The organism is Amycolatopsis sp. lyj-84, assembly GCF_046549075.1.
GTDB lineage: Bacteria > Actinomycetota > Actinomycetes > Mycobacteriales > Pseudonocardiaceae > Amycolatopsis.
On sequence record NZ_JAJPWO010000011.1, the window covers coordinates 112,533 to 125,973 of the forward strand.

At 70.3% G+C, this 13,441-nt stretch carries 11 protein-coding genes and 2 riboswitches; of the genes, 8 read left to right on the forward strand and 3 right to left on the reverse strand.

The genetic code is table 11. The features are described 5' to 3' along the window. The first annotated feature begins 47 nt into the window (after nt 1-47). Complete coding sequence (locus ACLJRM_RS30245) at nt 48-881, forward strand: LLM class F420-dependent oxidoreductase (RefSeq protein ID WP_101608901.1); 834 nt, start codon at nt 48-50, stop codon at nt 879-881. Here the strand turns inward: ACLJRM_RS30245 and ACLJRM_RS30250 are convergent. The 3 genes from ACLJRM_RS30250 to ACLJRM_RS30260 form a co-directional block, all read right to left on the reverse strand. Further along, on the reverse strand, nt 876-1,778 hold the full coding sequence (locus ACLJRM_RS30250; protein WP_101608900.1) for an AurF N-oxygenase family protein: 903 nt from the start codon (nt 1,776-1,778) through the stop codon (nt 876-878). The two genes, ACLJRM_RS30245 and ACLJRM_RS30250, sit on opposite strands and share 6 nt — an antisense overlap. Nucleotides 1,779-1,841: 63 nt before the next feature. Beyond that, nucleotides 1,842-2,582, reverse strand: coding sequence for a MerR family transcriptional regulator (locus tag ACLJRM_RS30255; RefSeq protein ID WP_158255824.1), 741 nt, complete (start codon nt 2,580-2,582; stop codon nt 1,842-1,844). 68 nt (nt 2,583-2,650) lie between these two features. Further along, on the reverse strand, nt 2,651-3,658 hold the full coding sequence (locus ACLJRM_RS30260; protein WP_233224221.1) for a prenyltransferase/squalene oxidase repeat-containing protein: 1,008 nt from the start codon (nt 3,656-3,658) through the stop codon (nt 2,651-2,653). 33 nt (nt 3,659-3,691) lie between these two features. Next, a riboswitch (cobalamin riboswitch) is annotated at nt 3,692-3,823 on the reverse strand. Nucleotides 3,824-3,953: 130 nt separating this feature from the next. Next, nucleotides 3,954-4,021, forward strand: a riboswitch (cobalamin riboswitch). 103 nt (nt 4,022-4,124) lie between these two features. On the opposite strand from ACLJRM_RS30260, the gene ACLJRM_RS30265 reads away from it, so the two are divergent. From ACLJRM_RS30265 to ACLJRM_RS30295, 7 genes are all read left to right on the forward strand, one after another. Then, nucleotides 4,125-6,854 (forward strand): hypothetical protein, encoded by a 2,730-nt coding sequence (locus ACLJRM_RS30265; protein ID WP_410664991.1) that lies wholly within the window; start codon nt 4,125-4,127, stop codon nt 6,852-6,854. Then, nucleotides 6,851-7,705, forward strand: a complete 855-nt coding sequence (locus tag ACLJRM_RS30270; protein WP_233224222.1) for an ABC transporter substrate-binding protein — start codon at nt 6,851-6,853, stop codon at nt 7,703-7,705. Before ACLJRM_RS30265 ends, ACLJRM_RS30270 begins: the two co-directional genes overlap by 4 nt. Then, nucleotides 7,702-8,640: an ABC transporter substrate-binding protein gene (locus ACLJRM_RS30275; protein ID WP_410664992.1), complete on the forward strand. Its 939-nt coding sequence runs from the start codon at nt 7,702-7,704 to the stop codon at nt 8,638-8,640. Before ACLJRM_RS30270 ends, ACLJRM_RS30275 begins: the two co-directional genes overlap by 4 nt. After that, nucleotides 8,640-9,767 (forward strand): energy-coupling factor transporter transmembrane component T, encoded by a 1,128-nt coding sequence (locus ACLJRM_RS30280; protein WP_410599267.1) that lies wholly within the window; start codon nt 8,640-8,642, stop codon nt 9,765-9,767. The genes ACLJRM_RS30275 and ACLJRM_RS30280 overlap by 1 nt, the downstream gene beginning before the upstream one ends. Further along, nucleotides 9,764-11,359 (forward strand): ABC transporter ATP-binding protein, encoded by a 1,596-nt coding sequence (locus tag ACLJRM_RS30285; RefSeq protein WP_101608895.1) that lies wholly within the window; start codon nt 9,764-9,766, stop codon nt 11,357-11,359. The genes ACLJRM_RS30280 and ACLJRM_RS30285 overlap by 4 nt, the downstream gene beginning before the upstream one ends. Beyond that, nucleotides 11,356-12,204, forward strand: a complete 849-nt coding sequence (locus ACLJRM_RS30290) for an ECF transporter S component (protein WP_101608894.1) — start codon at nt 11,356-11,358, stop codon at nt 12,202-12,204. The genes ACLJRM_RS30285 and ACLJRM_RS30290 overlap by 4 nt, the downstream gene beginning before the upstream one ends. A gap of 365 nt (nt 12,205-12,569) precedes the next feature. Further along, nucleotides 12,570-13,424, forward strand: a complete 855-nt coding sequence (locus ACLJRM_RS30295) for a siderophore-interacting protein (protein ID WP_101608893.1) — start codon at nt 12,570-12,572, stop codon at nt 13,422-13,424. Nucleotides 13,425-13,441 lie beyond the last annotated feature (17 nt).

Consider the following 13,441-nt stretch of genomic DNA (forward strand, 5'->3'; position numbering starts at 1 on the left):
GCGGTCTGGAGGGAATACCGGGTCCGCCACGCGAGTCGTAGCGAAGTATGGACTTCGGGATCGCGACGGCAGTGACCGACGAAGGAATCCGGCCCCACGTGCTGGGGGCGGCTCTGGAGGAGAAGGGATTCGACTCCCTCTATCTCCCCGAACACTCCCATATACCGGTCAGCAGGGAGTCTCCTTACCCCGGCGGTGAGCTGCCGCGCGGGGCCCTGCGCAACTTCGACCCGTTCGTGGCGCTGGCCGCCGCCGCGACGGTCACGTCGAACCTCCGGCTCGGCACCGCGGTCGCCCTGATGATCCAGCGCGACGTGCTCTACACGGCCAAGGAGGTCGCCAGCCTGGACCTGCTCTCCGAGGGGCGGGTGATCTTCGGCGTCGGGGCGGGCTGGAACATCGAGGAGATGCGCAACCACGGCGTCGACCCGCGCACGCGGGGCGCGCTGCTGACCGAACAACTCCAGGCGCTCAAGGAGATCTGGACCAAGGACGAGGCCGAATTCCACGGCGAGCACGTCGACTTCGACCCGGTTTTCGCCTGGCCGAAGCCGGTGCGGAAACCGCATCCGCCGATCTACGTCGCCGGTCAGGGACCGGCCGGGCTCAAACGGCTCGCCGAGCACGCGGACGGCTGGCTGCCGCATTTCGTGACACCGCCGGAGGAACTGCGCCGGGTCCGGTCCTGGCTCGCCGACCAGGGCCGCGAAGACGTCCGGATCAGCGTGTTCGGCGCCCCGGCCGATCCCGAGTTGCTGCGACGCCTCGAAGGCGCGGGCGTCGACGAAGTCTCCCTCCTCCTGCCGACGCTGCCCGAAGCCGAGACCTTGGAGCTCCTCGGCGAGCTGGCGAAGACCATCGAGCCGCTGCGCGCCTCATAACAGGCCGGAACGCCGCCACAGCAGCAGGCCCGGACCGCCGACGAGGTCGACTTCCCGCAGGTACCGCACCATTTTCGCGGCACCCTGGGCCAAGACCTCCCGGCGGTGCGGGCTGCGCCTGGCCAGCGCGGCCGCCCGGCGGGGGTTCTCCAGACCGGCGCGCGCGTACTGCGCGGGCCTGGAGAGCAGCCGGGACAGCAGCATCGAGCCGATCGCCACGACGATCCGCGTGAACGTCTTGACCGGCCAGGACGCGCGGGCCATCAGCCTGGTCAGGTCGTCGCGCGCGTAGCGCACGTGCCGGGCCTCTTCGGTGACGTGGATCCGCATGACGGCGCGCACGAGCGGCTGGATCGACTCGTCCTGCAGGTGCTCGCGCTGGATGGCGTCGAAGACCTCCTCGCCGATCAGCGTCGCCACCCACATCGACGGACCCCGCAGGATCAGCGGCAGCGCGTGCGCGGTGAAGTGCAACAGGCGGTTGTTCCGGTACGGACGGCCGTCGACCTTGTCGATCAGCATCGCGAACATCGTCGAGTGACGGCATTCGTCGGCGACCTCGGTCAGCGCGTACCGCGCGTGCGCGGTGGTCGGATCCGCGCGGTAGGACATCCGCAGCAGCATCTGCATCAGGATGATCTCGAACCAGATCCCGACGCTGACCGAGTTGATCAGCTCCTGCCGGGACAGCTCCACGCGCTGCTCGTGACTCATCCGGTCCCACAATTCGGTGCCGTACAACGACACCGTCCGCTCGGGGATGAAGAACGCGCCTTCGGTCAGCGGGGCTTCCCAGTCCACGTCGACTTCGGGGTCGTACGACAGCTTCGCGCTCGCCTGCAGCAAGCGCTGCGCACCGGTCTCTCGGTCGCGCAGGGGCCGGGTCCGTGCCGTCATCGCCACTCCCTCATTCGCGGATTGCATCCCGCGATGGAAAGTTACAGTGGTCGATGTAAATGTTCAAGACTCCTGGTGCTCCCGGAGGTGCTGGGCCAGTTCTTCGAGGAACTCGGGGAAGGCGCGGCTCATCGACAGCGCCAGGCTCGCGGTCACCGCCGACTGCGCCAGCGGCCGCAGCCGTTTCACCAGTTCGGTGAGGTCGGAGATCTCGGTCGCGTCCGGCACCCAGTCCGCTCCGCGCGGGCCGACGACGTCGTGGCGGATGGTGTCGAGGAACAGCGTCGCGATGGCGTCGGTGTGCTCGATCAGCGTCTCGGCGAGGCCGAGGACCTGTTCCGGCGGCACTCCCGCCGCCAGCAGTTCGCGGCCAGCCTGCAGCAGTTGCGGGCTGAAGACCTCGAAATGCGCGCCCCGCCGGGTGGCCACCCCCATCGCCAGCACACGTTTGACGTTGGCGGGGGTGATCAGCCGCCCGAACTCCTTCCGCGCCTGCGTCACGGTGATCCGCTCGGGGGTCTCCTCCGACCACGGCTGGGAGAGCGCGTCCTCCAGGCCCATCAGATCGCCCAGATCCCGCCCCTGCTGCCAGGTCTCGATCATTTCCTCGATCTGGGCGAGGGTGTACCCGCGCTCGAGCAGCTGGACGATCAACCGCAGCCGGGCGAGATGCGCGTCGTCGTACATCGCCACGCGCCCGCGTCGCGTCGGCGCGGGAAGCAGTCCTCTGTCCTGATAGGCGCGCACGTTCCGCACCGACGTCCCCGCCAGGTTCGCGAGTTCGCCCACTCGATACTCAGCCACCGGCACAGGCTAAAGGCTCGTGAGTGGCAAGGACGGTTGGAACCGTCCTTGCCACTCACGAGGTGACGTCAGGAGCAGGCGAGCACCGGCGCCTGCGGACGGCCACCGCCGTGCAGGTCGCTCAGCGGGACCCGCGCCAGGCCGAGGATCGCCTGCGCGGTCGCGCGCGGGGCGGTCGCCGGGTTCAGGCCGGTGGCGTCGTAGGCGATCGCGCCGCGGTCCGCCACGGCGCCGGTGCAGCCGGTCTGCAGCGACCGCAGGAACTCCCGCGCCTTGACCGCGGCGGCGGGACGGTGCCCGGCCAGCGCCTCGGCGGCGAGGCCGGTGCTGTTGGCGTTCGGCGCGTTCGTGCCGACGCCGAAGCCGCCGTTCGCGTGCTGCTTGGTGACCAGCCAGGAGGTGCCTTCGCCGGCGTTCACCGGGTCACCGGTGGCGCGCAGGGCCTGCACGACCATCGCGGTCGAGTCGACGTCGCTCGCGCAGGTCGCTTCGCCGAAGTTCAGCGGGAAGCCGCCGTCCGCGCACTGGGTGCCCGCGAGGAACGTCACGGCCGACGCGGGGGCGCCGGCGGGGGTGCGGTCCAGCGCCAGCAGGGCGAGCGACTGCGAGAAGGCGTTGGAGTAGTCGCCGAACTCGGACCGGTCGGAGAACCGGCCGGACGGCGTGAGCAGTGAGAGCAGTCCCGCCTTCAGGTCGACGCCGCCGAACGCCGCCGGGTTCTTGCCCCGGATCTGCGCGGCCAGCAGCAGTTTGGCGTGCGCGCCCGCGTAGGCCTCGGTGCCGCTGCCGACGTAACCGGTGGTGATCTCCGGCTTCGCCAGCCACGTGATCGCCTTGCCCGCGTTGGTGTCCGACACCCCGGCCGCGGCGAACGCGAAGATCGCGTCGATCGTCAAGCCCTGGTCGGGGTACTTCTGGCCGCCGAAGTCGGCCTCGAACCTTTCCCCGTCGGCCATCTGCCTGGCGAGCCAGCCCGCGGCGGCGTCCGCCTTGTTGTGGGTGGCCGCGGTCGCCGCCGGAGCGGCGACCAGTCCGATGCCGCACAGCATGGCGACAGCGAGGACCAAACGTCTCATGAGAACCCTTCCCGCATTTCCACGACAGGAGTCGGTGGTGACACCGCGCGACGTGGGTGACCGGGCTCGCCCGGAGGGCATACCGTTGCGGGACAGCGCCGGACTCTCACCGGACTTCCCCCACGACCGCGCTGAATTGACGATCCGAAGAGTCTCATCCCGGTCAAGCGCCGGGGTACCGCCAGGCGCGAGTCGCGATGTGATCCTGGCAACCGACCTGGTCAGCGGTGCCTGTCGCAGGTAATCGGGTGTTAACCTCGGCGGGCTCGACAACTGAACACCGCCGCCCGTGATGGGGAAGCCGGTCGAAATCCGGCGCTGTCGCGCAACCGTGGGCCCCTCACCAGGGCGAGCCGGGGTACCGCACGAGTGGATGCACGATCAAGAAGTCCGAACCACTGTCGCGATAAACAGGGGTGACTGCGGCGTCCCGCGCCTGTCCTCCGTCATGCCGCAAGGAGGAGCCATGCGCCGCGGGTACCTGGCCGCATCGGCGTTCGCCGTCAGCGTCGGCGTGGTCGCCGCGCTGCTCACCGGGACGGCGACAGCCGCCAACGACCCCGGAGCGGCGAAGTCGAACTCCGGCTGGCTCGCGACGAAGCTGAAGCCGGACGGCACGCTCGAGAACCCCAACGGCGGCGATCTGCCCGACCACGGGCTGATGATCGACGCGCTGTTCGCGATGTACGCCTCGGGCGAGGGCGCGAAGGCCGAGCCGATCGTGAAGTACCTCGACGAGCAGGGCCACGCGACCGACTACTTCACCTGGGACGGGCTCATTCCCGACGGCGGTGAGTTCGACTTCTCCGACATCATCGTCGGCGGTGCCGCGGCCAAGACCCTGGTCGCCGCCGAGGTCGCGGGCCGGAATCCCCGGAACTTCGACGGCTACGACATGGTCGCCGAGACCAAGGCCGCGATCATGCGCAAGGGTCCCGACATCGGCCGGGTCAGCGACTACTCGAAAGATCCCAGACTCGCCGATTCGGTGAGCAACAACGCGAACATGTTCGGCCAGTCCCTCGGCGTGATCGGTCTCGCCGCGGTCGGCGAGAACGACCAGCTCGCCATCGACAAGCTGGTGACCCAGCAATGCTCCGAGGGCTACTTCCGGATCTTCTTCGCCTACATCAAGACGACCGAGACCGGTGACCACGTCACCGCCGACGGCCACAAGGTCTCGACCTGCGACGAGGGCAAGCCGTTCGACCTGTCCGCCAAGGACGGCGACGCCACCGGTTTCGCCCTGTCGGCGATGCTGGCCGCGCGGAAGGCGGGCGCCGCGGGACTCGACGGCCCGATCGCGAAGACCGTCTCGTGGCTCATCGCGAATCAGGATCCCGGCGGCGGCTGGGGTGGCGGCGTCGGTACCGAAGCCCCGAACACCAACAGCACCGGGCTGATCCTTCAGGCGCTCGCCGACGTCGGCGGCGCGGACGCGGCGGTGGACAAGGGCGTGCGGTTCCTCAAAGCCGCGCAGGCGACCGCCGCGGCGGACTCCGGCAACAGGCTCGCCGGTGACATCGGCGCGATCGCCTACAACCCGGAGTCTTACGTGGCCGCGCGCGCCAACGGGATCGGCGGTCTCGACACCTGGATCCGCGCGGGCGCCCAGGCCTCGCTCGGGTTGTCCCAGGTCGGCTTCTCCGACCTCACGAAGGGCGGCGGGCCGCCGACGAGCAGCAGCGTGTCAGAGACGCCGACCTCGACGCCGTCCGAAACGAGTTCCTCCACCGGCACCCCGACCTCGACCACGAGCGAGCCGGAGCCGACCAGCACCACGACGACCACGACCACTACGACGACGACCACCACCACGACGACCAAGACCACCACGACGTCGGTGACGCCGACGCCGGGCACGTCCTCGTCCCCGGCGACCAGCCCGCCCACGCCGAGCACGGTCACCGTCACGAACACCCCGCCCGCGGCCAAGCCGCAGGAGACCAAGCCCGCGCCGAAGACCACGACGCCGAAACCCAAGAAGGCCGTCACCCCGCGGGCGTCCACCGGCGCCCGGGTCGCGCCGCCGACGGCGATCGCGACCCCGGTCGCCATCCCCGGCACGGCGACACCGGCCTCCCGGCTCGGCGCGTATCTGACGAACCGGCTCGTCGGCGGTGACCACGTCGAGGTCACCGAGGACGGCAAGACCTACGTCGACTACGACGCCACCGCCGAGCTGGTGCTCGCGCTGCGGGCGCTGGACGAGCAGCCGGACACCGTCGCCCGCGCGTCGAAGTTCCTGCTCACGCCGGAAGCCGTGCAGGCCTACGCCCACGGCGCGCCGTACGAACAGAGTGGGGCCTCCTACGCCGAACCGCTCGCGAAGCTCGTGCTCGTCGGCGAATTCGCGAAGGCGGACGTCGGCCAGTTGCGCGCGGATCTGGTGAAGCTGCGCGGCGCGGACGGCAAGTTCACCGACACCGGGTCCTTCGCCGACGCCGACGAGACCGTCGAGCGGCACGCGTGGGCACTGCTCGCCACCACCGCCGACCCCGGCCCCGCGGTCGAGCTGCTGCTTTCGCGCCAGTGCGCCGACGGAACCTTCCCGAAGCACCTCGACACCGCCGAATGCGGCTCCGGTGACCTCGGCGCGACTGCCGCCGCGGTCACCGCGCTGGCCGCCCGTCCGCACACCGACGCCGCGCCGTCGGCCAAACGGCCGGACGGCTGGACCGAGCGGCGCGTGTCGGCGTTCGTCTCCGCGGTGAGCGCGCTCGGCGTCCGGCCGACCGGTGAGGGCATGGTGACCGGCGAGGCGGGCGAGCCGGACGTCGCGCTGAGCGCCACCGTCGCCGCCGCGCGGCAGATCGCCGGGCTCGACGCGAGCGGAACCGCGCGGTCGCTGGGCAAACTGGTCCAGGCCGACGGCGGGTTCGCCAAGGGATCCGTGGCGGCGAGCGACGGGAAGACCGATTTCCCAACGAGCCTGGCCGCCGCGCAGGGTGTCGCGGGCCGGTCCTGGCTCACCGCCGCGGATTCGCCGCTGTCACCCGCCGTGCGGCTGCCGCTCTCGGACGTCAGCGCCGAGAACGCCGTGTCCGGTACCCAGCTGCAGGCCGCCGCCCAGACGACTCAGCCGCCGTGGACGACCTGGGGGCTCGTCGGTCTCGCCGTGCTCCTGCTGGCCGCCGCGATCGTGCTCATCTTCCTGCTTCGCCGCTTCATCAAGACAAAGGGGGCAACACCATGAGAAGACTGCTCGCCGTCACGTCCGTCCTCATCGGACTGATCGGGCTGTCCGCCGCGCCCGCGCAGGCGGTCGATCCGGCCAAGGGCTACAACGGGATCTGCACCGGCAACGACGCCCTCAGCGGCGTCACCGTCGTGGTCGACTTCCAGGAACTGGACGGCAACGGCGGGACCGCCGCGCCGACGATCACCCGCTGCTCGCCCAACGCGAACCCGGGCACCGACCGCACGGGCATCAAGGCGCTGCAGGACGCCGGGATCGCCGTCGCGGGCACCGCCCGGTGGGGGCTCGGTTTCGTCTGCCGCCTGGAGGTCCGCCCGTCCGCGACGGAGACCCTGCCGCTGTCCAGCAACCCGAACTACAAGGAACCGTGCGTCAACACGCCGCCCGCCGGCGCGTACTGGGGTTACTGGCACGCCGCCGGTTCCGGTTCGACCTGGACCTACAGCAGCTACGGCGCGCTCAACCGCAACGTGGTGCCCGGCGGTTTCGAGGGCTGGTCGTTCTCGCTGAACAAGTCGGCGACGACCAACCCGCCTCCCGGGGTCACCCCGACCAACCCGGCCGTGAACGCGAACAACCCGACGGTCGCCTTGTCCGTCAACGATGTCGACCGCAAGATCACCCTCGGCCAGAGCACCTCGCTGACCTGGACGACGACGAACGCCACGAGTGTCGCCGCGGGTACGGTGACCCCGGCGAGCGGTGGCGGCGCCTGGTCGGGCTCGCTGGCGGCACCCGGCGGCACGCAGAACATCACGCCGACCGCCGCGGGCACCTACGTCTACACGATCGCGGCGACGGGTAACGGGGTGACGGTGTACTCGAGCGCGACCCTGACCGTCCAATGAGGAGGGTCTTCGGGATGGTGGCGGCGATCTTCCTGATCGCCGCCATCGCGCCGTCCGCGCACGCCGTCGACCAGGGCAAGGGCTATCCGGGTTTCTGCAAGGACGCCGGCGGGGTCACCGTGGTCGTGGACTTCCAGGGACTCGGCGGCACGACCATCGTGCGCTGCAACCCCCAGACCACGCGCGGCACCGGACTGGACGCGCTCAAGGGCGCCGGTTTCCAGATCGCCGGGGTGCAGCGGTGGGGCGAGGCGTTCATCTGCCGGGTCGAGAACCGCCCGTCGGCGGCGGAGAACGTCCCGATCGCGGGCCGCGAGAAGTACCGTGAGCTGTGCATCGACACACCTCCGGCGCAGGCCTACTGGTCTTACTGGCACGCCTCGAACAACTGCGCCTGGGACTACAGCCAGTGGGGTGTCAAGAACCGTGACTTCATCCCCGGCGGTTTCGAAGGCTGGTCGTTCTCGCTGAACGCCACCGCCCAGACGAACCCGGTCCCGCGGGTTTCCGCGGTGCGGCCGGGTACCGAGGGCCAGCCGTGCGTGCCGCGCGAGGAGGCCAAGCCGGTCACCAACGATCCCAACGAGCGGCAACAGCAACCGCAAGGCGGGCAGCAGCAGCAGCAGGGAGACGGCCCGCAGCCGACCGCGGAAGCAGGCGCGGTGCCAGGGGAAACCACGGCCGCGGGCCCGAGTTCCGGTGCGCTGCCGCCGCCCAAGCCGCGTCCGAGCGCTTCGGCACGGCCGCAGGCGAAGGACCCGTCGATGAACGTCGCGTTCACCGGCGGCGAGAACGCCGAGGACGTCAACGCCGTGATCCAGCGCGAGTCCGGTGCGAGCGACTGGGCGCCGTGGGCGGCCGGTGGCGCCGTCCTGGCGTTGTGCGTCGCCGGCTTCTTCCTGGCACGCAGACGCAAACGCGCGCAGGGAGTTTGATGACGTCCTACTTCCTGCCGCGCGACCTGCACCCGGCCGCCTGGTGGGTGTGGGCGCTGGGGCTCGCCGTCGCGGCGACCCGGACGACCAACCCGTGGCTGCTGCTGACGATCGTGGCCGTCGCGGGATACGTCGTGGTGGCCCGGCGCAGTGAGGCGCCGTGGGCGCTGGCGTTCCGGCTCTATCTGTACCTCGGCGCGTTCATCGTCGCGATCCGCGTGTTCTTCCGCATCGTCTTCGGCGGCGCCGAGGGTTCGACGATCGTCCTGCGGCTGCCCGAAATCCCGCTGCCCGAATGGGCGGCGGGCATCCGTCTCTTCGGCGACGTTTCCGCGGAATCGTTGCTGGGCGGGCTTTACGACGGGATGCGGCTGGCGACGATGGTGATCTGCCTCGGCGCGGCCAACGCGCTCGCGAACCCGAAACGGCTGCTCAAGGCGATGCCGCCGGCGTTGTACGAGGTGGGGACGGCGGTGATCGTCGCGCTGTCGGTGTTCCCGCAGCTCGCCGAAAGCGTGTTGCGCGTCCGGCGCGCCCGCAAACTGCGGGGCGGTTCGGGCAAGAAGAAGGTGAAAGCCCTGCACACCGTCCTCATCCCGGTGCTGGAGGACGCGCTTTCGCGGTCGCTGCAACTCGCGGCGTCCATGGACTCCCGCGGTTACGGCCGCGCGGGACTGGTCGAGGCGCGCGCGCGGCTGATCACGGGAACGCTGATGATCGTCGGCCTGATCGGGGTCTGCGTGGGCGTCTACGCCACTTTGGACGGTTCGACGCCCCGGTATCTCGCCGCACCGGTGCTTTCCGTGGGGGTCGTGATCGGGCTGATCGGGTTCTGGTCGGCGGGCAAACGGGTCCAGCGCACCCGCTACCGGCCCGACCGCTGGCAGCTGCCGGAGATCGTCGTCGCCACGAGCGGGATCGCCGTCGCGGCCGTCCTGTTCACGACGTCCAGCGTGAACCCGATGAACATGAACCCGTCGCTGATCGACCTGTCCTGGCCGCTCCTGTCGTGGGGGCCGCTGCTCGGAGTGCTGATCGGTGTCCTGCCCGCGTTCCTGACCCCGGTCCCCGAAGCCCCGTACGCCGCGCTCGAAGAAGAAGCGCACGAAAAAGAAGCGCACGCATGATCGAACTGAATCAGGTCTCCTTCACCTACCACGGCCGCTCCGAGCCGGTGCTGTCCGACGTGACGCTGTCCATCGGTGAAGGCGAGCTCGTGCTGTTCGCGGGCCAGACGGGCGCGGGCAAGTCGACGCTGCTCGGCACGATCAACGGTCTCGTCCCGCATTTCACCGGCGGCCACCTCGACGGGACGGTCTCCGTCGACGGCGTCACGACGAGATCCCGGCCACCGCGCGAGTTCGCGCATCTGGTCGGCGTCGTCGGGCAGGACCCGCTGGCGGGATTCGTCACCGACACCGTCGAGGACGAACTCGCCTACGGCATGGAACAACTCGGCCTGAGCCCGCAGGTGATGCGCCGCCGGGTGGAAGAGACCCTCGATCTGCTCGGCATCGCGGAACTGCGCCGCCGCGCGCTGCGGACGCTGTCCGGCGGGCAGCAGCAGCGGGTGGCGATCGGCTCGGTGCTGACCACCCATCCGAAGGTGCTCGTCCTGGACGAACCGACGTCGGCGCTGGACCCGACCGCGGCCGAGGAGGTGCTGGCGACGCTGGCCAGGCTGGTGGAGGACCTCGGCACGACGGTGCTGATGGCCGAGCACCGCATGGAACGCGTGATCCCGTTCGCGGACCGGATGATCTACGTCCCCGGTACCGGGGGAGTGGTCGACGGGACACCGCCCGAGGTGCTGAAGGACATGCCCATCGCGCCACCGATCGTCCACTTGGGACGGTTGGCGTCGTGGGACCCGCTGCCGATGTCGGTCCGCGACGCCCGTCGTCGCGCTTCTTCGCTGACGCTGGGGACCCCGCCGGCGCGGACCACGACCGCGGGCGAGGAACTGCTGGCCGCGTCCGGGGTCGTCGTCCGGTACGGGCCGAAGGTCGCGGTGCGCGAGGTCGACCTCAGCCTGCGCGCCGGTGAGGTGCTGGCGATGATGGGCCGCAACGGGTCCGGCAAGTCGTCGCTGCTGTGGGCGGTGCAGGGCTCCGGCCCCCGGCAGGGTGGCAAGGTCACCGTCGAAGGCAAGGATCCGAAGACGCTGAACAGCGCCGCGGCCCGCGCGCTCGTCGGCATGGTGCCGCAGACCGCGAGCGATCTGCTGTACCTGCAGACCGTCGCCGCCGAATGCGAGGCGGCCGACGCGGAATCGGGCGCGGAACCGGGCTACTGCCGCGGCTTGCTCGACAGGCTCGCCCCGGGGATCGACCCGGCCTCGCATCCGCGTGACCTGTCCGAAGGCCAGCGTCTCGCGCTCGTGCTCGCGGTGCAGTTGTCGGCCGCGCCGCGGATCATGCTGCTGGACGAACCGACCCGCGGTCTCGACTACACCGCGAAGGCCGCGCTGGCGCAGATGATCGCGTCGCTGACGGCCGAGGGCAAGGCTGTCGTCGTCGCCACGCACGACGTCGAATTCGTCGCGACCATCGCGCACCGCGTCCTCGTGATGGCGGAAGGCGAGGTCGTCTCGGACGGCCCGACCGGCGAGGTGCTCGGCGGCTCGCCGGCCTTCGCCACACAGGTCGCCAAGATCCTCGGCGAACCATGGCTCACCGTCGACGACGTCCGCGCGGCCCTTCCGCAGGAGGTCCGGTGACCACGACCGCCGCGGTCCGGCTGGGCCCGCGCTCGGCGACGGTGCTCGGGCTCGCGTCGCTCGCGGGGCTGATGATGTTCGTCTGGCCGCTCCTCGTCCGCGTCGAACCGCAGTCGATGCAGCACGGCCCGGACGCGCCGTTCGTGTTCATCGGGATCCTGCCGATCCTGATCGTCATCGTGCTGGCCGAAATGTCCGAAGGGGGCATGGATTCCAAGGCCCTCGCGATGCTCGGCGTCCTTTCGGCGGTGAACGCGGCCCTGCGGCCGCTGGGAGCGGGGACCGCGGGCATCGAGACCGTGTTCTTCCTGCTGGTGCTGGCCGGGCGGGTGCTCGGGCCGGGTTTCGGTTTCGTGCTGGGCTGTACGTCGCTGTTCGCGTCGGCGCTGCTGACCGCCGGGGTGGGACCGTGGCTGCCGTTCCAGATGATGTGCTCGGCGTGGATCGGGATGGGCGCGGGACTGCTGCCGCGCCGCGTCACCGGCAAGGCCGAGATCGCGATGCTGGTCGGCTACGGGATCTTCGTCGCGTACGTGTTCGGATTCCTGATGAACCTGTGGTTCTGGCCGTTCATCACCGACGCCGAAGTGCCGTACCACGACGGCCACATCTCGTACGTGCCCGGCGCTCCGCTGCTGGAGAACCTGCACCGGTTCGCCGTCTTCACACTGCTGACGTCGACGGCGGGCTGGGACACGGGACGCGCGATCACCAACACCGTGGCGATCCTGGTACTCGGGCCCGCCGTGCTCGCGACTCTGCGGCGGGCTTCGCGGAAGGCGTCGTTCGGCGTGATCCCCTCGTTCACGGACGGCAAGACGCTCGTGAGCGGCAAGGAGCGGTAGCGAGGTTTGCCGCTACCGGCTGTGGCCCCGCCGCCCGCAAGTCCGTGAAGGACTCCTTGAGGAACCCTGGGTCCGTTAAAAGTCTCCTCACGCGTGCCGCTTCGGATGTCGCGAAAGCCACTTTCGGGACACCAGACGTCCCGAAAGTGGCTTTCGCGACGCTACTGCCCCGCTTGGATCCCTGGTGACATTGGACTTACCGCTCAATAACTACGTGAAGGGTGCCTTCAGAGCCGGTGTGGCGCAGCGCACCAAAACGCCCGCCCCGATGATCCGTTCGGAGCTAGCGCTCCCCTCCACTCGCCCATATGGTTAGGCTAACCTTCGTATCCAGGCCAAGGGCGCACAAGAGGGATGGGTTCCGCATGACCGCCGGCAAGACCGACCTGCTCCGGAGCGAGCCGTTCCTCCACTTCGACGCCGTGGTGCTGGCGACGGCGCCGGTCGGGGAGAGTTTGATCCGGGTGACCTTCGGCGGACCGGGGCTGCGGGACATCACCACCTGCGGACCGGATCAGCGCATCAAGGTCTTCCTGCCGTCCGCGCCCGGCGCGAGCCCGCGGGTGCCGACCGGCGAGGACTGGTACGCCCGTTACCGCGAAATGCCCGAAGACGGCCGGCCCGCGATGCGCACGTACACGATCCGCGCGCTCCGGCCCGGCGAGATCGACGTCGACTTCGTGCGGCACGGTGACGTCGGCCCGGCGTCCCGGTGGGCGGGCGCCGCCGAGCCCGGCGACGAGGTCGTCATCTACGGTCCGAACGCCCGCTTTCCCCACGAGGAAACGGATCCGACGCGCCGCGGGGCGGACTACCTCCCGCGTCCCGGGTCCGCCTGGAAGCTGATCGCCGGTGACGAGACGGCGCTCCCGGCGATCGGCGGCATCGTCGAAGGGCTCGCCGCGGGGGAGCGCGCCCAGGTCTTCGTGCAGGTGCCGGTCGACGGCGACCGCCAGCAATGGCGGACCGACGGCGAGGTCGAGGTCACCTGGCTGACGCCGGACGGCGGGGGCGCGCCGCTGCTGGACGCCGTGCGCGCCGCGGAATTGCCCGAGGGCCCCGGTTACGCCTGGCTGGCCGGTGAGGCCGGGGTGGTGAAGGAACTGCGCAGGCATCTCGTCCGTGATCGCGGTGTCGACCGCAAGCGCATCGACTTCTGCGGGTACTGGCGCAAGGGGAAGTCCGAAGACGCCCCGTACGACGCGGAGCAGGAAGACTGACCACGGCGCCTTTGCGG